This window comes from Streptomyces sp. NPDC001137 (assembly GCF_040298885.1).
Classification (GTDB): Bacteria; Actinomycetota; Actinomycetes; order Streptomycetales; family Streptomycetaceae; genus Streptomyces.
Genome location: NZ_JBEPBA010000013.1, coordinates 1 through 20158, shown reverse-complemented (window position 1 = coordinate 20158; position 20158 = coordinate 1). Strand labels below are relative to the sequence as shown.

The 20158-nt window shown below is 69.7% G+C and carries 16 protein-coding genes; 7 read left to right on the top strand and 9 right to left on the bottom strand.

The window, feature by feature from the left end; all coding sequences use genetic code 11:
* Positions 1-115 precede the first annotated feature (115 nt).
* Entirely contained in the window at positions 116-421 is a 306-nt protein-coding gene (locus ABT254_RS25120) for a pyridoxamine 5'-phosphate oxidase family protein (RefSeq protein ID WP_351474170.1), read from the top strand.
* Between the two features lie 19 nt (positions 422-440).
* Here the strand turns inward: ABT254_RS25120 and ABT254_RS25115 are convergent, their stop codons facing one another.
* The 5 genes from ABT254_RS25115 to ABT254_RS25095 form a co-directional block, all read right to left on the bottom strand.
* On the bottom strand, positions 441-1280 hold the full coding sequence (locus ABT254_RS25115; protein ID WP_351474168.1) for a carbohydrate ABC transporter permease: 840 nt from the start codon (positions 1278-1280) through the stop codon (positions 441-443).
* An 8-nt stretch (positions 1281-1288) separates the two neighbouring features.
* The gene (locus ABT254_RS25110) at positions 1289-2239 is read right to left on the bottom strand and encodes a carbohydrate ABC transporter permease (protein ID WP_351474165.1); all 951 of its coding nucleotides are present in this window, start codon (positions 2237-2239) and stop codon (positions 1289-1291) included.
* A 16-nt stretch (positions 2240-2255) separates the two neighbouring features.
* Positions 2256-3632: an extracellular solute-binding protein gene (locus ABT254_RS25105; RefSeq protein ID WP_351474162.1), complete on the bottom strand. Its 1377-nt coding sequence runs from the start codon at positions 3630-3632 to the stop codon at positions 2256-2258.
* A 100-nt stretch (positions 3633-3732) separates the two neighbouring features.
* Positions 3733-4443, bottom strand: a complete 711-nt coding sequence (locus tag ABT254_RS25100) for a response regulator (RefSeq protein ID WP_351474159.1) — start codon at positions 4441-4443, stop codon at positions 3733-3735.
* A gap of 217 nt (positions 4444-4660) precedes the next feature.
* Positions 4661-6322, bottom strand: a complete 1662-nt coding sequence (locus tag ABT254_RS25095) for a sensor histidine kinase (protein WP_351474156.1) — start codon at positions 6320-6322, stop codon at positions 4661-4663.
* A gap of 191 nt (positions 6323-6513) precedes the next feature.
* On the opposite strand from ABT254_RS25095, the gene ABT254_RS25090 reads away from it, so the two are divergent.
* The 6 genes from ABT254_RS25090 to ABT254_RS25065 all read left to right on the top strand — a co-directional run bounded on the left by ABT254_RS25090 (position 6514) and on the right by ABT254_RS25065 (position 13767).
* The gene (locus ABT254_RS25090) at positions 6514-7926 is read left to right on the top strand and encodes a cation:dicarboxylate symporter family transporter (RefSeq protein ID WP_351474672.1); all 1413 of its coding nucleotides are present in this window, start codon (positions 6514-6516) and stop codon (positions 7924-7926) included.
* A 228-nt stretch (positions 7927-8154) separates the two neighbouring features.
* Positions 8155-8937 carry a DUF2127 domain-containing protein gene (locus tag ABT254_RS25085; protein ID WP_351474153.1) on the top strand — a complete coding sequence of 261 codons (783 nt, stop codon included), beginning with the start codon at positions 8155-8157 and terminating at the stop codon, positions 8935-8937.
* A gap of 119 nt (positions 8938-9056) precedes the next feature.
* Positions 9057-10643, top strand: a complete 1587-nt coding sequence (locus ABT254_RS25080) for an AAA family ATPase (RefSeq protein WP_351474150.1) — start codon at positions 9057-9059, stop codon at positions 10641-10643.
* A 47-nt stretch (positions 10644-10690) separates the two neighbouring features.
* The gene (locus ABT254_RS25075; RefSeq protein WP_351474148.1) at positions 10691-11077 is read left to right on the top strand and encodes a MerR family transcriptional regulator; all 387 of its coding nucleotides are present in this window, start codon (positions 10691-10693) and stop codon (positions 11075-11077) included.
* Positions 11074-11388, top strand: a complete 315-nt coding sequence (locus tag ABT254_RS25070; RefSeq protein ID WP_351474145.1) for a thioredoxin family protein — start codon at positions 11074-11076, stop codon at positions 11386-11388. The genes ABT254_RS25075 and ABT254_RS25070 overlap by 4 nt, the downstream gene beginning before the upstream one ends.
* A gap of 156 nt (positions 11389-11544) precedes the next feature.
* The gene (locus ABT254_RS25065) at positions 11545-13767 is read left to right on the top strand and encodes a HelD family protein (RefSeq protein WP_351474670.1); all 2223 of its coding nucleotides are present in this window, start codon (positions 11545-11547) and stop codon (positions 13765-13767) included.
* Between the two features lie 140 nt (positions 13768-13907).
* Here the strand turns inward: ABT254_RS25065 and glgB are convergent, their stop codons facing one another.
* The 4 genes from glgB to ABT254_RS25045 all read right to left on the bottom strand — a co-directional run.
* The gene (glgB, locus tag ABT254_RS25060) at positions 13908-16499 is read right to left on the bottom strand and encodes a 1,4-alpha-glucan branching enzyme (RefSeq protein ID WP_351474142.1); all 2592 of its coding nucleotides are present in this window, start codon (positions 16497-16499) and stop codon (positions 13908-13910) included.
* Between the two features lie 33 nt (positions 16500-16532).
* Positions 16533-17921, bottom strand: coding sequence for a maltokinase N-terminal cap-like domain-containing protein (locus ABT254_RS25055; protein ID WP_351474139.1), 1389 nt, complete (start codon positions 17919-17921; stop codon positions 16533-16535).
* A gap of 105 nt (positions 17922-18026) precedes the next feature.
* Positions 18027-19727, bottom strand: coding sequence for a maltose alpha-D-glucosyltransferase (gene treS / locus ABT254_RS25050; RefSeq protein WP_344399054.1), 1701 nt, complete (start codon positions 19725-19727; stop codon positions 18027-18029).
* The coding region (locus ABT254_RS25045; RefSeq protein WP_351474137.1) for an alpha-glucosidase C-terminal domain-containing protein at positions 19724-20158 on the bottom strand (435 nt) is incomplete at its 5' end. The genes ABT254_RS25045 and treS, both read right to left, overlap by 4 nt.

Here is a 20158-nt window from a genome sequence, read left to right as displayed (position 1 = left end):
GGCCACCCGTGCGGATTGGACGGGGGTGGCCGAAGATCGTCTGTCGTGCCGGCGGGCGCCCTGGCGAGGATGACGCGAAGCCGCCCGGGCGGGCGGCCCTGAAAGCGGTGACTTTGTGAATGTCAAGCTCGAGGGGCATATTCGCGAGCGTCTGCCGGCGCCGAACTTCTGGCATCTCGCCACGGTGGGCGCGGACGGGATGCCGCACGTCTCGCCCATGTGGGCGGACATCGAAGACGAGTGCGCCATGGTCAATACGTCGATCGGCCGTGTGAAGATCGACAACCTGCGGCTCAATCCGAACGTCTCGCTCGCCCTCCACGAACCGCACGACCCGCCCCCGGATCTCGGCCCGGTCGTACGGGTTGCCGGCGTCGTGGGGGTGGAGCCGTTCCGGGCGGGTGTGCTGCCGGAGGCGTGAGCGGGGTTCCCGGACCGGCTCACCCCTTGACCGCGCCGCCCAGCGCGAACCCGCCGCCCAGCCGCCGGGCGATCAGCACGTACAGCAGGATCACCGGCGTCGAGTAGACGATCGAGAAGGCCGCCAGCTGCCCGTAGGCCACCATGCCCCGGTTGCCGAAGAACTCGTTGATGCTCACCGAGGCCGGCATCTGGTCGGGGGTCAGGAGCAGCATGAAGGGGACGAAGAAGTTCCCCCACATGACCACGAACGAGAACACCGTCACCACCGCCACCCCCGGCCCCATCAGCGGCAGCACGATCCGGACCAGTGACTGCATCGAGGACGCCCCGTCGGTCCACGCCGCCTCCTCCAGCTCCTTCGGGACGCCGTCCATGAAGTTCTTCATCAGCCAGATGGCGAAGGGGAGTTGGGAGGCGGCGAAGAAGAGGATCGTGCCCTGCACGGTGTCGATCAGGTTCACCTGAACGAACAGCGCGTACACCGGCACCATGATCGCCGTGATGGGCAGACTCGTCGCGAAGAGGATGGTCAGCAGGAACGGGCGGTTGAGCCGGGACCGGAAACGGGAGAGCGGGTACGCCGCCAGGGCCGCGCACACCACCGTCAGCAGCGTCGCGCCGCCGCACAGGACGAGGCTGTTGAGCAGCGGTGTGAAGGTGATGTCCGAGGTCAGGATGGCGTCGAAATGGGACCAGGTGAAACCGTCGGGGGCCTTCACCTTCAAGTTCGCATGCGGGTCGACCGACGACAGCAGCACCCAGGCGAGCGGGAGCGCGAAGGCGGCGGCCACCACCAGCAGACCGGCGTCGGCGGCCAGTCGGCGGCCGCGGCGGCGGGAGGCGAGTGTGCGGGCCATGGTGGGGGTCAGACCTCCGTCCGCAGCAGGCGCAGATAGACGAGGGAGAACAGCGAGCCGACCAGGAGCAGCAACAGGGCGACGGCGGTGCCGTAGCCGATCATGCTGTTCTGGAAGGCCTGCTCGTACATGAACAGGGGCAGGGTCTGGCTCTTGTTGCCCGGGCCGCCTCGCGTCATCACCCAGATCAGGCCGAAGACGGACAGGGTCTGGAGGGTGTTCAGCATCAGGTTGGTGCCGATGGAGCGCCGGATCATCGGCAACGTGATGTGCCACATACGGCGCCGGCCGCCCGCGCCGTCCACCTCGGCGGCCTCAGTGATCTCCTTCGGGATCTCGTTCAGTGCCGCCGAGTAGACCAGCATCGAGAAAGCCGTGCCCCGCCATACATTGGCGAACGACACGGCCAGGATCGGAAGGGTGAACAGCCAGTTCTGGGACGGGAGATGGAGCCGGTCCAGGATGGCGTTCAGGGTGCCCTCGCGGCGGAAGAAGGCGTAGAGGAGGAACCCGGCGACGACCTCCGGCAGGACCCACGCCGTGACCACGATGCCGCCGGTCAGGGTGCGGACGGGCTTCGACGCGCGCTGCATCAGCACCGCCAGCGCCAGCCCGAGGGTGTTCTGGCCGAGCAGCGACGACAGGACCGTGAACACCAGCGTCAGCCATACGGCGTTGAGGAACTCCTCGTCCTGGAAGGCCTTGCGGAAGTTCGCGAGGCCGACGAAGGACGCGTGGGCCTGGCCGGTGAGCTGGAGGTCGGTGAAGGCGATGTAGGCGCAGTAGGCGATCGGGCCGGCGAGGAACAGGAGCAGAAGGGTGACGGCGGGGGAGAGGGGAAGCAGGCGGGCGAGGGCGCGGGGGAGCGTCCGGCGGGGCCGGCGCTCGGACGGGGCGGGCGGGCGCGAGGGCGGCTCGGCGGCCTTCGCGCCTGCCGCATGCGGGGTCGCTGCGGTCATGTGTGGTCTCCGCCGCTCACTTCTTGACGACCTGGTTGTCCGTGGCGTCCTTGAGCGCGTCGTCGTACCCGCTCGCCGCCTTGTCGACGGACATGTCGCCCGTCGTCACGCCCTCCATGGCTTCCTGGATGGCGGTGGACACCTTCGGGTACGCCGGGTAGGCGGGCCGGTAGTGGGTGCTCGACACGAGGCCCGTGAAGAACTTGATACCGGGCTGGGCGCTTGTGTACGACGGATCGCGCGCCACGTCGTCGCGTACCGCGATACCGGAGTTGGTGATGTACCACTTCTCCGCGTTCGCCTTCGTCTGCATCGTCCTGATGAAGTCGAAGGCGAGGTCGGGGTTCCCGGCCTTGGAGGGGATCGCCCAGGTCCAGCCGCCCGACATGCTCACCTTGCCGGGGGCCTGGCCGTGCTGGGTCGGCATGTACGCCAGCCCCAACTCGCTGGACCACTGCGGCCATTCGTGGCCGCTGCCCTTCAGCCAGGCCTGCGGCAGCCACGAGCCGTCGAGGGCGATGCCCAGCTTGCCCTTCGGCAGCAGCTCGCCGGCCACGATGGTCTGGATGTTGGGGTCCAGGGCGTCGGAGACGTCCGGGCCGAGCTTCTCCCTGTAGACGGTCTCGACGAACCGGAGCGCGTCCTTGAAGCCCTGGCTCCCGGCGATCCACTTCTTGGCCGACCTGTCGTAGAGGGGGTCGGTGGTCCCGTCGCCGGTGCCGTAGAGGAGCATCTCGAAGGTCTGCATGGTGGCGGCCTCGCCGGCGGGTTTGCCGGTGTAGACGTTGAGCGGGGTGACGCCCGGGACCTTCTTCCTGATCGTGCGGGCCGCGGCGAGGACGTCGTCCCAGGTCTTCGGCTGCCAGTTCGCCGGCAGACCGGCCTTCTTGAAGATGCCCTTGTCGAACCAGAGCCCGCGGGTGTCGGTGCCGTCCGGGACGCCGTACGTCTTCCCGTCCTCGGCCTTGGCGGCGGTCCTCGCCGTGCCGATGAACTGCTTCCAGTCCGGCCACTTGTCGAGGTACGGGTCCAGCGGCCTCAAGTACCCGCTGGTGATGTCCGAGTTGATGAGGAAGGTGTCCTCGTAGACCAGGTCGGGGGCGGTCTTGGGGGAGCGGAGCATCTGCTGGAGCTTGGTGTAGTACTCCGAGTCCGGGGCCTTGATCGGGACGAGTTCGACCTTCTTGCCGGGGTACTTCTTCTCGAACTGCTTCGTGATGTCGGCGAGGAAGCCGTCCATCACCTTGATGGAGTTGTCCGTGGACTGCTTGAAGGAGACCCGGACGGTGTCCGGGTCGCTGCCGGAGCCGTTGCCGCAGGCTGTGAGGGTGGTCGCGGCGAGGGCGGTGGTGAGGAGGACGGGGAGGAGGGGGAAGGCGGCGGTGGGGCGCACGGGCGTGACCTCCTGCGGGCTCAACTTCGTTGTCGGCCGAGATGGTTGCCCGGTGAAGGTAGGAGGAGTGGTCTAGTCAGGTCAATGAGTGTGCGGCGACCTAACGTCCCCGATCCGCTTCCCCCTTCTCGTTCCGCACCCACCGGTACTGCAACTCCGGCCGCCCCACGGTCCCGTACTGCGGAGCCCGCGCCGCCCGTCCCGCGTCCACCAGATGCTCCAGATACCGCCGGGCGGTGATCCGGGAGATCCCCACCGCCTCCGCCAGCGCCGCCGCGGTCAGCCCCTCCCCGCAGTCCCGCAACGCCACGGTCACGCGCTCCAGGGTCGGCGCGCTCAGCCCCTTGGGCAGCGCGGCCGGCGAGGGCGCCCGCAGCGTGGCCAGCGCCCGGTCCACCTCGTCCTGCCCGCTCGCCTCGCCCACCGCCGCATGGAACTCGGCGTACCGCACCAGCCGGTCCCGCAGGGTCGCGAAGGTGAACGGCTTCAGCACGTACTGCACCACTCCCAGCGACACGCCCTCCCGCACCACGGTCAGATCCCGTGCCGACGTCACCGCGATCACGTCCGCATGGTGACCGGCCGCCCGCAGCGACCGGGCGAGCTGCAGCCCGTGCACATCCGGCAGATGCAGATCCAGCAGCAGCAGGTCCACGGGCGTACGCTCCAGCAGCCTCCGCGCCTCCGCGCCCGTGTGCGCCTTCCCGACGGCCACGAAGCCGGGAACCCGGCCGACGTACATGACGTGCGCGTCGGCGGCCACCGGATCGTCCTCCACGACCAGGACACGGATGGGCTGCTGGGTCGTCATGCGTCACCTCTCGTGGCGGCGCGCCCGGTCGCTCGGGTGGGGCGGGGGGTTGTGAGCGGGGGCAGCGGTGCTCCGGGGGCGGTGCCGCGTGCCTGCCTGTCCGCGGCAGGCCATGTGCGCTGGTCCCGTCGGCCGGCGGTGTCCGGTGCCGGGCCGGTGTGCGGGTCCGGAGCCGCGGGGGTGTCCGCGACGAGGACGCGGAGGGGCTGCTGGGTCGTCATGCGTCACCTCTCACCGTGGCGCGCCCGGGCGCCTCGGCCGGAGTGACGCCCGTACCCAGAGGCAGCCGTACCTCGAACACCGCGCCGCCCGCCCCATCCTCTGCGCCTTCCGTCACCGTCAACGTGCCCTTCTGCCGGGTGACCGCCTGCCGTACCAGGGCCAGCCCGAGGCCCCGGCCGCCCGGGCCGGCCGGCTTCGTCGAGAACCCCCGTTGGAATACCAGCTCGGCATGGGCGGGATCCACCCCCGTGCCGGAGTCCGCGACCCGCATCACCAGCTCCGTGCCGCCCTCCGCGTACGCCGTCACCGTCACCCGGGCGCCGATGCTGCCCTGCGCCGCGTCCACCGCGTTGTCGATCAGATTGCCGAGGATCGTCACCAGATCGCGGGCCGGGAGGCTCGGCGGGAGCAGGCCGTCGTCGAGGCGGCTGTCCTCCGACACCACCAGTTCCACGCCCCGCTCGTTGGCCTGGGCCGTCTTGCCGAGCAGCAGGGCCGCCAGCACCGGCTCGCTCACCGCCGCCACCACCTGGTCGGTCAGTGCCTGGGCCAGTTCCAGTTCGGCCGTCGCGAAGTCCACGGCCTCCTCGGCCCGCCCGAGCTCGATCAGCGACACCACCGTGTGCAGGCGGTTGGCCGCCTCGTGCGCCTGCGAGCGCAGGGCCTGGGTGAAACCCCGCTCGGAGTCCAACTCGCCCATCAGGGACTGGAGTTCGGTCACGTCGCGGAGGGTGACCACGGTGCCCCGCCGCTCGCCGCCCGACACCGGGGAGGTGTTGACGACGAGGACACGGTCCGCGGTCAGATGCACCTCGTCCACCCGGGGCTCCGAGGCCAGCAGCGCCCCGGTCAGCGGGCCGGGCAGCCCGAGGTCCGCCACCGACCTCCCGACCACCTCCCCCTCCGGGCCGACGCCCAGCAGCTCCCGGCCGCCGTCGTTGATCAGGGCCACCCTGTACTGCCCGTCCAGCATCAGCAGCCCCTCCCGCACCGCGTGCAGCGCCGCCTGGTGGTAGTCGTGCATCCGGCTGAGCTCGGTCGCGTTCATGCCGTGGGTGTGCCGGCGCAGCCGGGCGTTGACGACGTACGTACCGATGGCACCGAGGCCGAGCGCCCCGGCCGCGACGCCGATCAGGGCCGTCACCTGGTCCTGCACCCGCTGGCTGATCGCCTCCACCCGGATGCCGGCGCTCACCAGCCCGATGACCCGGTTGCCGTTCCACACCGGTGTGACCGCCCGCCAGGACGCGCCGAGCGTGCCGGTGTACGTCTCGGTGAAGGTGTCGCCGTGCTGGGCGGGACCGATGTGGCCGAGGAAGCGCTTGCCGATCTGCGTCCGGTCCGGATGGGTCCAGCGGATCCCCGAGGGGCTCATGATCGTGATGAAGTCCACCCCGGTGTCCTTCTGGACCCGCAGGGTGTACGGCTCCAGCCGCGCCGTCGGATTCGAGGTGCCGATCGCCTCCCGCACGGAGGGCGAGTCCGCGACCGAGCGGGCCACCGCCGTGGCCTGGCGGCGCGCGGCGTCCTCGGCCTGGCGCTGGTCGCTGACGTAGGTGAACAGCGCATACCCGGCGACGACGACCGCTATCAGGACGGCCTGCATGGCGAAGAGCTGGGCGGCCAGGCTGCGGGGGCGCGGCAGGGGGATGCGCATGTCGTCAGTGTGCCCCCACGGTTAAGCGTGAACTAAATGAACGGAAGGGTGACCGCCCTCACAGGGCACGACATAGTCACGGCATTGAGGGAGCGAGTGGAAGCGGGGCATCAGGTTCCAGCCACCGTTCCCGGCACAGAGATCCGCACCCCCATCCCCATCTCCACCCGGACGTGAGCCGCACGCCGGTGATGCCGACGAAGACGTCAAGGAGGGCAGCCGTGGCCGCCAGCACCCCCGATACGGCACCTGCCGCACCCGCTGGGAAGCGGGACCGCACCCACTATCTCTACATCGCCGTCATCGCAGCGGTGGCCCTCGGTATCGCCGTGGGTCTGATCTGGCCGAGCGTGGGCGTCGAACTCAAGCCGCTCGGTACGGGCTTTGTGAGCCTGATCAAGATGATGATCGCCCCGATCATCTTCTGCACGATCGTGCTCGGCATCGGCTCGGTGCGCAAGGCCGCCAAGGTCGGCGCCGTCGGTGGTATCGCGCTCGGCTACTTCCTGGTGATGTCGCTGGTCGCGCTGACCATCGGTCTGGTCGTCGGCAACATCCTGCACCCCGGTGACGGCCTGCACCTCACCGACGCGATCAAGGCCGCCGGTCACGACCAGGTCTCCGACGAGGCACTGCCGCCGGTCGAGTTCGTCCTGTCGATCATCCCGGTCACGTTCCTCTCCGCCTTCGCGCAGGAGCAGGTGCTGCAGGTGCTGCTGATCGCGCTGCTCACCGGCTTCGCGCTGCAGGCGATGGGCTCGACCGGCCAGCCGATCCTGCGCGGTCTGGAGCACATCCAGCGGCTCGTCTTCCGCATCCTCGCCATGGTGATGTGGGCCGCTCCGATCGGTGCCTTCGGCGCCATCGCGGCCGTGGTCGGCTCCGCCGGTCTCGACGCGCTCAAGAGCCTCGCCGTACTGATGCTCGGCTTCTACGCGACCTGCGTGCTGTTCGTCTTCATCGTGCTCGGCACGCTTCTGCGGGTCGTCGCGGGCCTGAACATCTTCGTGCTGTTCAAGTACCTGGCCCGGGAGTTCCTGCTGATCCTGTCCACCTCCTCCTCCGAGTCCGCGCTGCCGCGGCTCATCGCGAAGATGGAGCACCTGGGCGTCAGCAAGCCCGTCGTCGGCATCACCGTCCCGACCGGCTACTCCTTCAACCTCGACGGCACCATGATCTACATGACCATGGCGTCCCTCTACATCGCCGACGCCCTGGGCACCCCGATGTCCATCGGAGAGCAGATCCCGCTGCTGCTCTTCCTGCTCCTCGCCTCCAAGGGCGCGGCGGGTGTCAGCGGTGCCGGTATGGCCACGCTGGCCGGTGGTCTGCAGTCGCACAAGCCCGCCCTGGTCGACGGCGTCGGCCTGATCGTCGGCATCGACCGCTTCATGAGCGAGGCCCGCGCCCTGACGAACTTCGCGGGCAACTCCGTCGCCACCATCCTGGTCGGCACCTGGACCAAGGAGATCGACAAGGAGCGCGTCAAGCTGGTCCTCGCCGGCGAGCTGCCCTTCGACGAGACGACCCTCCAGGACGAGCACGAGGACATCCGCGCCGAGGTGCCGGAGCAGGGCGGCGAGAAGGAGCTGGCGAAGGCCTGAGCCCCGCCGGGACTCCGGGCGGCCGAACGCTCCCCCGTCGGTCGGCCGCCCGGCACAGCAGCCGAGCGGTCGGGTTCCTCCCCCGTGGACCCGACCGCTCGGCTTCGTCATTTCCTCCGGCCGGGAAGACGCCCCGGTGATCCTCACCGATCTCTTACCGAAGTCCACTAGCGTGCCGCGCCGGTGCAGTACACGCGCGGCGCGGTTCGTTGGTTGGAGGCACGGGGGATGAAGGTCGACTGGGATCGGCGCACATGTGCCCGCAAGGGGCATGTGACGTATGCGCCGGACGAGCCGGGGCTGAAGGCGCGGCTGCACGCACGGACCTCGCTCGGGGACGTCTGGCGCTGTCTGCGCTGCGGCGACTTCGTGCTCGGCGAGCCGCACGGTTCGGGACCGGCCGGGCAGGCGCCCCTCGTGCCGCGCGGCAAGGTCCTGCGCGACCTGTTCATCCTGCGCTTCCTGGCGATCGAGCGGGCCGTGCGCGGCGTCTTCATCGTGCTGGTGGCTCTGGCCGTGTGGAAGTTCAGCAACAGCCAGGACTCGGTGCGCCGGCTCTTCGACGAGTACCTCGACGTCTTCCGGCCCGTCTTCCGGCACTTCCACTACGACCTCGACCACTCGCCGATCGTCGGCACGGTACAGAAGACTTTCGGCTACAAGCACTCCACGCTGCTGCTGGTGGCCGCACTGCTGCTGGCGTACGCCCTGATCGAGCTCGTCGAGGCGGTCGGCCTCTGGTACGCCAAGCGCTGGGCGGAGTACCTCACGGTGGTCGCCACCGCCGCCTTCCTCCCCCTGGAGATCTACGAGCTCACCGAGCACATCAGCTGGCTGAAGATCGGCACGCTGGTCCTCAACGTCCTCGCCGTCCTCTACATCGCCCTCGCCAAGCGGCTGTTCGGGCTCCGGGGCGGCCGCAGGGCGTTCGACGAGGAACGGCAGAGTGCGTCCCTGCTGGAGGTCGAGGAGTCGGCCGGGATGCCGGCCCACACGGCGCAGGCCGTCTGAGCCGTCCGGGTCCGCCGGGCGACCGTTTGGCGACACCTGCCCTAAATCCTTTGCCCGGCGAGCCGGTTGCGCCCACGCTGGAGAGCCTCGGAGCGCACGGCCGGACGCACGGAGGCGACATGGGGGAGTCCGAACGGGTCGAGATCGTCAGCTCGGCCGAGTACGAGCGGCGGTACGGCGCGGACCGCGAGCCGTCGCCGCTGTCGATGGAGCAGGTCAGCGAGCTGTTCCACGAGTTCCTCACCGCCGTGGCCCACCCCCGGCGCAAGGAGGGCGACGACCGCCGCAACCTCACCAAGCGGCTGCGCGAGCACCTGGGTACGGCGCCGACCGACCGCCCGGTGGTCAAGGCCGCCTATCCGCCCTACGACCTGCCCAATGTGCACCTGGCGCTGGAGCGCTGGTTCGCGGCGGACGGCCGTTCCCACGACCTGATCGGCATGCGCGGCGCGCAGCACCACGGCGAGCTCACCCTCGGCGACATCCTCGAAGCAGCCGACCGCTATGACCGCTTCACGATCGGCGCGGTCGACTACGCGCACCTGCCCGTCTCCTCGGACGAGGAACTGGCCTGCGTCTCCTGCGGCTTCTACCTCGGGACGGCCGGCGACGAACGGTTCGCGGTGCTGCTGCGCGGACCGGCGGACGAGTACGGGCGCAACAAGGTCGAGATCGAGGTCCTCGCGCAGGACAAGGCGTTCGCGGACCGGCTGCTGGCCGAGATCGACGCGATCGTGCGCGAGCACAACATCTTCCGCGGCCAGGTCCTCTCCTTCGAGGGCTCGGAGTTCGGCCACGGCCTCGGCCCGTTCCGCTTCCACCGCCGCCCGGGCCTCACCCGCGAGGACATCGTGCTGCCGGACGGCCTGCTGGAGCGGGTCGAGCGCCAGGTCGTCGGTGTGGCCAGGCGCCGGGAACAGCTGCGCGCCGCGGGCCAGCACCTGCGCCGCGGTCTCCTCCTCTACGGCCCTCCCGGCACCGGCAAGACCCACACCGTCCGCTATCTCCTCTCCCACCTGCCGCAGTTCACCGTGGTGATCCTGTCCGGCGAGAGCATCAACGCGATCGGCCCCGCCTGCGCGCTGGCCCGGATGCTGCAGCCCGCCCTGGTGGTGCTGGAGGACTGCGACCTGATCGCCGAGGCCCGCGACTACGGCGGCGGGGAGCAGCCCCTGCTCTTCCAGGTGCTGAACGAGATGGACGGCCTCGGTGACGACGCCGACGTCGCCTTCCTCCTCACCACCAACCGCGCCGACCTGCTGGAGCCGGCCCTCGTGCAGCGCCCCGGCCGCGTCGACCTCGCCGTGGAGATCCCGCTCCCGGACGCGGCGGGCCGTGCCGCCCTGCTCGCCCTCTACGGCGCCGGTCTCGGCCTCGACGAGGACATCACCGAGGAGGTCGTGACCCGGACGGAGGGCACGACGGCCTCCTTCACCAAGGAACTCGTACGGCGGGCGGTCCTGATCGGCGCGGAACGCGAGGCCCCCCGCACCGAACCGGCCGACGTACGGGAGGCCCTCGACGAGCTCCTGTCCGACCGTGACCGGCTGACGCGCCGGCTGCTCGGGGTGCGGGACGGCAGCGAGGACGAGGACTGGTTCTCGCAGGACGACGAGGACGACGAGGACGACGCGCCGCCGCACGGGGGACCGCCCTCGGGGGAGTGGTTCCTCGGCCCGCGTCCCGGCCCGTCGCCCCGCCGCTGACCTTCCGCCCTTGCCCTGACGTCGGCGTCAAGGATTACGTTCGTGGCATGCGAATCGGCGAGCTGGCCGAACGGGCCGGGACCACGACGCGGACGCTGAGGTACTACGAGTCGCGCGGGCTGCTGCCCGCGCGGCGCGGCGGAAACGGCTACCGCACCTACGACGAGAGCGACCTGAAGCTGCTCCGGCAGATCCGGACGCTGCAGGACTTCGGGTTCGACCTGGAGGAGACGCGCCCCTTCGTGGAGTGTCTGCGGGCCGGGCACCCGGAGGGCGACTCGTGTCCGGCCTCGCTCGCGGTCTACCGGCGCAAGCTGGACGAACTCGACGCGTTGATCGGCGAGCTGCAGGCCGTGCGGGCGCGGATCGCGGTGCGGCTGGCCGTGGCCGACGGGGAACCACCGTTGTGCGAACTGGGAGGGCAGGAACTGTGATCGATGTGACGGACGAGGATTTCGCGGCGCAGGTGATCGGGTCCGAGTTGCCGGTGCTGGTGGAGTTCACGGCGGACTGGTGCCCGCCGTGCCGGCAGATGGGGCCGGTGCTGCACGCCCTGGCCGCCGAGGAGGCCGACCGCCTCAAGGTGGTGCAGCTGAACGTGGACCGCAATCCGGAGACCACGAACGCCTACAAGGTGCTCTCGATGCCCACGTTCATGGTCTTCCGGGGCGGTGAGCCGATCAAGGCGATGGTGGGGGCGCGGCCCAAGCGACGGCTGCTGGCGGAGCTGGCGGACGTCCTCTGATCTCACGCAGTACAGAAGAAATCCCCCGGGCAATTGCGCTCGGGGGATTTCTCTGTGTAAGTTTAATGATTCGCGACTTCAAGGGGATTGGGTCGCAAAGAAGTTCACTGGCGTCATTGTATCTGCCCGGGAGTGGAATTGTCAAACAGCGATGAAATTCGCAGGGAACAGGAATTCATCGACGCCCTGTATGCGCGCGTGGACGCCCTGCGCGGCCACACCGAGGCCGGCGTCACGGATGCGCTCGCCCAGGGCAACACGCCCATGCAGGCCCGGCTGGAGCGGGACATCCTGGTCGCCGAGCGGTCCGGGCTGCTCGCCGCGCTGAACGCCGTCGACGGTTCGCTGTGCTTCGGCCGTATCGACTTCACCTCCGGCACCCGGCACCACATCGGCCGGATCGGGCTGCGCACCGACGACGCCGAGCGCACACCGGTCCTGATCGACTGGCGTGCCGGTGTCGCCCGCCCCTTCTACCTGGCCACCGGCCACACCCCGATGGGCCTGCGCCGACGCCGGCACCTCACCACGGAGGGGCGCCGGGTCACCGCCCTGCACGACGAGATCCTCGACCTCGGGGACCAGGAGCGGACCGGCCACGAGGACCCGACCGGCGACGCGGTGCTGCTCGCCGCCCTGGACGCCGCGCGCACCGGCCGTATGCACGACATCGTGCAGACCATCCAGGCCGAGCAGGACGAGATCATCCGGGCGCCGCACCGGGGAGTGCTGGTGGTCGAGGGCGGTCCGGGCACCGGCAAGACGGCCGTCGCCCTGCACCGGGCCGCCTATCTGCTCTACGAGCACCGGGAACTGCTCGCCAAGCGGGCCGTGCTCATCGTCGGCCCGAACCCCGCCTTCCTCGGCTACATCGGCGAGGTGCTGCCCTCGCTCGGTGAGACGGGCGTGCTGCTCGCGACGGTCGGGGAGCTTTTCCCCGGGGTGAGGGCGACGGCGAGCGACAGCCGCGCGGCGGCCGCGGTGAAGGGCCGCGCCGACATGGCGGACGTGCTCGCCGAGGCCGTACGCGACTGGCAGGCGCTGCCCGACCCGGTGATCGCGATCGAGCACGACCGGGAGGTCCTGATGCTCGACGACGGCCTGGTGAAGATGGCCCGTGAGCGCACCCGTGCGGCCAGGCTGCCGCACAACGTGGCCCGGGAGCACTTCGAGGGGCACATCCTCAACACGCTCACCGAGATGTACGCCGAGCGGGTCGGGACGGACCCCTTCGACGGCAGCAGTCTGCTGGACCCGAGCGACATCACGCAGATCCGCGACGAGATCGCCGAGAACCCCGAAGTGTGGGCCGCCATCGACCAGTTGTGGCCGCGGCTGACCCCGCAGCGCCTGGTCGCGGACTTCCTCGCCGATCCCGTCGGCTATCTCCCCGACGAGGACGCGGCCGCGATCCGCCGTCCGGTGACGCGGGCGTGGACGGTGGCGGACGTACCGCTCCTCGACGAGGCGGCCGAACTGCTCGGCGTGGACGAGCGGGTGGCGCGGGCGCGGGCCGAGCGGGAGCGGGAGACGCAGGTCGCGTATGCGCAGGGCGTGCTCGACGTCTCGTACGCCTCGCGGACCTACGAGTTCGAGGACAAGGACGAGGAGGACTCCGAGGTCCTGTCCGCGCACGACATCATCGACGCCGAGCGGTTCGCCGAGCGGCAGGAGGAGGACGACCACCGCAGCGCCGCCGAGCGGGCGGCGGCCGACCGGACCTGGGCGTTCGGGCACATCATCGTCGACGAGGCGCAGGAGCTGTCGCCGATGGCGTGGCGGCTGCTGATGCGGCGCTGCCCGACGCGGTCGATGACGCTGGTCGGGGATCCGGCGCAGACCGCGGAGGCGGCGGGGGTCGGTTCCTGGGCGGGGATTCTCGAGCCGTATGTCGAGGACCGCTGGGAGCACGCCCGGCTGGGGGTCAACTACCGGACTCCGGCCGAGATCATGGAGGTCGCGGCGGCGGTGGTGCGGGCCGAGCAGCCGGGTTTTGAACCGCCGAGTTCTGTGCGGGCCACTGGCGTTCGGCCCTGGGCGCGGGCGGTTGATGATCTGCCGGATGCGGTGGCGAAGGCGGTGGAGGAGCTGACGCCCGCGGAGGGGCGGCTCGCGGTGATTGCGCCGCGGCATCTGCACGGGAAGCTGGCCGCTCGACTGGACGGGGTCGTGGCGGGGGGCGAGCCCGATCTGACGCGGAGTGTGGTGTTGCTCGATCCTCGGGGGGCGAAGGGGTTGGAGTTCGACTCGGTGCTGGTGGTGGAGCCGGGGCTGTACGGCACGAGTGATCTGTATGTGGCGTTGACCCGGGCCACGCAGAGGTTGGGGGTGCTGCACAGTCGGGCGCTGCCTGCGGCCTTGGCTGCGGCGCTGGCGTAACGGCTGATTTCGCCCCCGCCGCCCCACCCCCGCTCCTCAAACGCCGGAGGGGCTGGATTTTTTCAGCCCGTCCGGCGTTTGAGGACGAGGCCGTTCAGGCCGAAGCGGGGGTCTGGGGGCGGCAGCCCCCAGGGGAAAAGCTAGGCCGGGCGGAGCCAGACTGTTGCAAGGGGTGGCAGGGTCAGCCTGATGCTGGCCGGGCGGCCCTGGTGGGGGTGGGGTTCCGGCTTGATGATGTCGGGGTTGGTCACGTCGCTGCCGCCGTATTTTCCGATGTCGGTGTTGAGGGATTCGTGCCAGGCGGGGACGTCGTCGGGAACGCCCAGACGGTAGTCGTGGCGGACCAGGGGGGAGAAGTTCGAGACCGCCAGGAGCGGGGTGCCGTCGGCAGCGAGACGCAGGAACGCGAAGACGTTGTCCTCGGCCGCGTCCCCGACGATCCACTGGAAGCCGGACGGGTCGGTGTCCCGCTGCCACAGGGCGGGCGTGTGGCGGTAGACGATGTTGAGGTCGCGGACCAGGTCGCGGACCCCGCGGTGGTCGGCCTCGGCCCCGTACGCCGGATCCAGCAGCCACCAGTCCGGACCGTGCGCCTCCGACCACTCCGCGCCCTGCGCGAACTCCTGCCCCATGAAGAGGAGCTGCTTGCCGGGGTGGGCCCACATGAAGCCCAGATAGGCGCGGAGATTGGCGCGCTGCTGCCACCAGTCGCCCGGCATCTTCGAAACCAGTGAGCGTTTGCCGTGGACCACCTCGTCGTGCGAGATGGGCAGCACGTAGTTCTCGCTGTAGGCGTACACCATCGAGAAGGTCATCTCGTTGTGGTGGTACTTGCGGTGGATCGGATCGTGGCTGATGTAGTCGAGGGAGTCGTGCATCCAGCCCATGTTCCATTTGAGGCCGAAGCCAAGGCCGCCGAAGCCGCCAGGCCCCCGGTGGTGCGTGGCCCGGGTGACGCCGTCCCAGGCCGTGGACTCCTCGGCGATCGTGACCACGCCCGGCACCCGCCGGTACACCGTCGCGTTCATCTCCTGCAGGAACGCCACCGCGTCCAGGTTCTCCCGGCCGCCGTGCTCGTTCGGGGTCCACTGGCCGGGCTCGCGCGAGTAGTCGAGGTAGAGCATGGAGGCGACCGCGTCGACGCGCAGGCCGTCGATGTGGAACTCCTCGCACCAGTAGATGGCGTTCGCGACCAGGAAGTTGCGCACCTCCCGGCGGCCGTAGTCGAATTCCAGCGTGCCCCAGTCGGGGTGCGCGGCGCGGAGCGGGTCCTCGTGCTCGTACAGGGGGCGGCCGTCGAATTCCGCCAGGGCCCAGTCGTCGCGCGGGAAGTGCGCCGGCACCCAGTCCATCAGGACGCCGATGCCCGCCTGGTGCAGCGCGTCGACCAGGTACTTGAAGTCGTCGGGGGTGCCCAGGCGGGCCGTGGGCGCGTAGAAGCCGGTGACCTGGTAGCCCCAGGAGCCGCCGAAGGGGTGCTCCGCGATCGGCATCAGTTCGACGTGGGTGAAGCCCAGGTCCTTGACGTAGGCGGGGAGCTGCTCCGCCAGTTGACGGTACGTCAGACCCGGTCGCCAGGACGGGAGATGGACCTCGTAGACCGAGAACGGAGCCTCGTGTGCGGGCACGTTCGCGCGCTGCTCCAGCCACTGCGCGTCCTGCCACTCGTGGTGGGACGCGGTGACGATAGACGAGGTGTTCGGCGGGGCCTCCGTGCGGCGGGCCAGCGGGTCGGCCCGCAGCGTCTTCGAACCGTCGGCCCGGGTGATCTCGAACTTGTACAGCTCGCCCTCGCCGATCCCCGGCGCGAACAGCTCCCAGACACCGGAGGAGCCGAGCGAGCGCATGGGATGGCCGGTGCCGTCCCAGAAGTTGAAGGTGCCCGCCACATGCACACCGCGGGCGTTCGGCGCCCACACGGAGAAACGGGTGCCGGACACGCCCTGGTGCGTCATCGGGTGCGCGCCGAGCACCTGCCACAGATACTCGTGCCGCCCCTCGCCGATCAGGTGCAGGTCGAGCTCGCCCAGCGTGGGCAGGAAGCGGTACGCGTCCTCGGTCTCCAGGGTCGTGCCCTCGTACCGCACGAGGAGCCGGTACTCGGGGACTTCGGTCAGGGACACCAGGGCGGAGAAGAACCCGTCCCCGTCGTCGTGCAGCTCGGCCCGCAGGTCCGCGGCGACGACCGTCACGGACAGCGCGTACGGCCTGAAGGCACGGAAGGCGACCCCGCCGGGGACCGGGTGGGCGCCCAGCACCGTGTGGGGGTCGTGATGAGTTCCGGCGAGCAGCCGCTCGCGGTCACCGACGGGTACCTCCGGCGACACGGCCGGAACCGGCGCGGTGACCTTCTGCGCCGCGGCGACGGTCTTTTCGGCGGGAGTCCTCGTGGCCGTCGCTTTCTTGGCCGCGGTCTTCTTGGCTGCTGTCTTCTTGACCGTCGTCTTCTTGGCCGCTGTCCGTTTGGCGGCCGTCTGCTTGACCGCTGTCTGTTCGGTGACTGTCTTCTTCGCCGTGGCCTTCTTCGCCGTGCTCTTCTTCGCCGTTGTACCGGCCGCCGTGGTCTTCGCCGCGACCGCCTTTTTCGCGACGGCCTTTTTGGTGACCTCCTTCTCGGCGGTGGTCTTCGCCGCCGCCTTCTTCACCGATTTCTTGGGCTCGGTCGCCTTCTCCGCGGCCTTCGCGGCCTTCTTCTTCGGATCCGAACCGCTGGGCGTGGGGCGGGGGGTCACGGGCGGCGCCTCCTCGGCGAAGGTGAGGTCGGGTCAGTGAGGGTCGGATGCGGCGTAACGCTCTATCGCCGCCATGGGAACGGGCAGCCAGTCGGGGCGGTGACGGGCCTCGTAGACGACTTCGTAGATCGCCTTGTCCGTCTCGTAGGCGCGCAGCAGTACCGGATCCATGCGTGGATCCTGGCCGCTGACCTCGGCGTACCCGGAACAGTAGGCGGCCCGGCACGTCTGCGCCCAGCCCTCTGCACGAGGGGTGGCGGAATGGGCCGCGTAGTCGAAGGACCGCAGCATCCCCGCGATGTCCCGCACCGGGGGCTGCGGCATCCGCCGTTCCGCCAGCGGTTTGGACGGCTCGCCCTCGAAGTCGATCAGCCACCACTGACCGGCCGGCGAGCGCAGGCACTGCCCGAGGTGCAGATCGCCGTGGATGCGCTGCGCGGTCCAGGTGCGGCCCTCCGCGGCCAGGTCGGCGAGCGCGGTGAACGCGGAGTGCAGGGCGGGGGCGTACGGCCGCAGTGCGGGCACCGCCTGCGCGGCCACCTCCAGGCGCTCGATCATGCCGTCGGCCAGCGGCTGCAGCTGGGTGTGGCCCAGGGTGACGGTCGGCAGGGCGCGGGCGAGTGCCGTGTGCACCTCGGCCGTGGCGCGGCCCAGCGCCCGTGCCTCGGCGGCGAAGTCCTCGCCCTTGGCCAGCTCGCGCAGCGCCAGCTCCCAGCCGTCCGTGGCACCCTGCAGAAACGGCTGGAGCACGCCGAGTACATACGACTCCCCGGCCAGCTCCGCCCGCAGCCACGCCGTCGGCGCGGGCACCCGGGGGCAGCCCTCGCGGGCGAGCGCCAGCGGCAGTTCCAGGTCGGGGTTGACACCGGGGACGACCCGGCGCAACAGCTTGAGGATGAACGTATCTCCGTAGACGACCGACGAGTTCGACTGCTCGGCCGTCACCAGCCGTGGGACGAGCCCGGTGCGGATCTCCTCGCCGGGTTCCCGCTCGAAGCGCAGCCCGCCGATGCGGGCCTGGGCGCGGAGCGCCTCCAGGAGCACCTCGGCGGGCCGGGAGTCGTACAGGGCGTCGTACACCGTGTGTCCGGCGAGCGGGCCCTCGTCCACGTGTCCGATCAGCGCGGGCGCCAGCCGGGGCGGCAGCGCCTCGCGCACGCCTATCAGCAACTGGTAGCAGTCGCCGGGGTGGGCTTCGGCGCCGAGCATGAGCGGCTGATGGGCGCGCACCAGCAGGTGGAACAGGCCCAGCCTGCCGTCGGCCGGCAACAGTTCGGTGGCCGTGACCAGCGAGAACCCGGTGACCGGCCGTCCCTTGCCCGCGAACCAGCGCTGCCGTGGCAACCATTCGCGCAGGAGGGGATCGAGGGACGCGAGCAGGCCAGGACTTGTCTTGCCGGAAAGTGTGACAGTTTCCGCCATGGTGTCACATTCCTTTCCCCGGGTGGGCGGGGTGTTACTGATGCGTGCCCCGGGTGGGACAGGGGAAACCGCCCCACCCCGGGTTCTGCGCGGCGCAGCGCGGCGCTACGCGGGGTCCTTGCGGAGCCGGAACCAGTAGAAGCCGTGTCCCGCCAGTGTCAGCAGGTACGGCAGCTCGCCGATGGCCGGGAAGCGCACCCCGCCGAACAGCTCGACCGGATGCCGACCGTTGAAGATCCGCAGATCCAGCTCCGTCGGCTGCGCGAACCGCGAGAAGTTGTGCACGCACAGCACGAGATCGTCCTCGTACTCCCGCAGGAAGGCCAGCACCGCCGGATTGGAGGACTGGAGTTCCGTGTAGGACCCGAGGCCGAAGGCCGGGTTCTGCTTGCGGATCTCGATCATGCGGCGGGTCCAGTGCAGCAGCGACGAGGGCGACGACATCGACGCCTCGACATTGGTGACCTGGTAGCCGTAGACCGGGTCCATGATGGTCGGCAGGAACAGCCGCCCGGGGTCACAGGACGAAAAACCTGCGTTGCGATCCGGTGTCCACTGCATCGGGGTGCGTACGGCGTCGCGGTCGCCGAGCCAGATGTTGTCGCCCATGCCGATCTCGTCGCCGTAGTAGAGGATCGGCGAGCCGGGCAGTGACAGCAGCAGGGCGGTGAACAGCTCGATCTGGTTGCGGTCGTTGTCGAGGAGGGGGGCGAGCCGGCGGCGGATGCCGATGTTGGCGCGCATACGCGGGTCCTTGGCGTATTCCGCCCACATGTAGTCGCGTTCCTCGTCGGTGACCATTTCCAGGGTCAGCTCGTCGTGGTTGCGCAGGAAGATTCCCCACTGGCAGCCCGCGGGGATGGCGGGGGTCTTGGCGAGGATTTCCGAGACGGGGTAGCGGGATTCCCGTCGTACCGCCATGAAGATGCGGGGCATGACGGGGAAGTGGAATGCCATGTGGCATTCGTCGCCGCCGCTCTGGAAATCGCCGAAGTAGTCGACGACGTCCTCCGGCCACTGGTTGGCCTCGGCCAGCAGGACCGTGTCCGGGTAGTGCGCGTCTATCTCCTTGCGCACCCGCTTGAGGAACTCATGGGTGGCCGGCAGGTTCTCGCAGTTGGTGCCCTCCTGCTGGTAGAGGTACGGCACCGCGTCCAGGCGGAAGCCGTCGATGCCCAGGTCCAGCCAGAAACGGAGGGCGGAGATCATCTCCTCCTGGACGGCCGGGTTCTCGTAGTTGAGGTCCGGCTGGTGGGAGAAGAAGCGGTGCCAGTAGTACTGCTTGCGGACCGGGTCGAAGGTCCAGTTGGAGGCCTCCGTGTCGACGAAGATGATCCGCGCGTCCGGGAACTGCTTGTCGTCCTCCGCCCAGACGTAGTAGTCGCCGTAGGGGCCGTCGGGGTCTTTTCTCGATTCCTGGAACCACGGGTGCTGGTCGCTGGTGTGGTTCATGACGAAATCGATGATGACGCGCATGCCGCGCTGGTGGGCGGCGTCGACGAACTCGACGAAGTCGGCCAGGTCACCGAACTCCGGGAGGACGGCCGTGTAGTCCGAGACGTCGTAACCGCCGTCGCGGAGCGGTGACTTGAAGAAGGGCGGCAGCCACAGGCAGTCGACGCCCAGCCACTGCAGATAGTCGAGTTTGGCGGTGATCCCCTTGAGGTCGCCGACTCCGTCGCCGTTGCTGTCCTGGAAGGAACGGACGAGGACCTCGTAGAAGACCGCACGCTTGAACCAATCAGGGTCCCGGTCCTTGGCGGGAGTGTCCTCGAAGGTGTCCGGAACGGGTTCGTTGACGATCATGTTGTGGGTGACCCTCCGATCTGCGGGGTGGACGGTCGCAGGACGGTGCATACGTGCGCGGGACGGGTGCCCGGTTCCAGGCGCACATAGTTGGACCTGCCCCAGTGATAGGTCTCGCCGGTGAGCTCGTCGCGCACCGGCACCGACTCGTGCCATTCCAGGCCGAGTTGCGGCATGTCCAACGAGACCGTGGCCTCCTGGGTGTGGTGCGGGTCGAGGTTGGCGACCACCAGAACAGTGTTCGATCCGCTCCGCTTCGAGTACGCGATCACCGCGTCCTTGTCCGCGTGGTGGAAGTGGAGGTCGCGCAGCTGACGCAGGGCAGGGTTCGCGCGCCGGATGGCGTTGAGCCGGGTGATGAGGGGGGTGATGGTGCGGCCTTCGCGTTCGGCTGTTTCCCAGTCGCGGGGGCGCAGCTGGTATTTCTCCGA

Bases quoted from the DNA above. Each gene is read 5' to 3' on its own strand.
- treS (WP_344399054.1), bottom strand. From the start codon at position 19,727: ATGATCGTCAACGAACCCGTTCCGGACACCTTCGAGGACACTCCCGCC.
- ABT254_RS25115 (WP_351474168.1), bottom strand. From the start codon at position 1,280: ATGGCCCGCACACTCGCCTCCCGCCGCCGCGGCCGCCGACTGGCCGCC.
- ABT254_RS25090 (WP_351474672.1), top strand. From the start codon at position 6,514: ATGCCGACGAAGACGTCAAGGAGGGCAGCCGTGGCCGCCAGCACCCCC.
- ABT254_RS25055 (WP_351474139.1), bottom strand. From the start codon at position 17,921: ATGGCGGAAACTGTCACACTTTCCGGCAAGACAAGTCCTGGCCTGCTC.
- ABT254_RS25100 (WP_351474159.1), bottom strand. From the start codon at position 4,443: ATGACGACCCAGCAGCCCATCCGTGTCCTGGTCGTGGAGGACGATCCG.
- ABT254_RS25110 (WP_351474165.1), bottom strand. From the start codon at position 2,239: ATGACCGCAGCGACCCCGCATGCGGCAGGCGCGAAGGCCGCCGAGCCG.
- ABT254_RS25085 (WP_351474153.1), top strand. From the start codon at position 8,155: ATGAAGGTCGACTGGGATCGGCGCACATGTGCCCGCAAGGGGCATGTG.
- ABT254_RS25095 (WP_351474156.1), bottom strand. From the start codon at position 6,322: ATGCGCATCCCCCTGCCGCGCCCCCGCAGCCTGGCCGCCCAGCTCTTC.
- ABT254_RS25080 (WP_351474150.1), top strand. From the start codon at position 9,057: ATGGGGGAGTCCGAACGGGTCGAGATCGTCAGCTCGGCCGAGTACGAG.
- ABT254_RS25075 (WP_351474148.1), top strand. From the start codon at position 10,691: ATGCGAATCGGCGAGCTGGCCGAACGGGCCGGGACCACGACGCGGACG.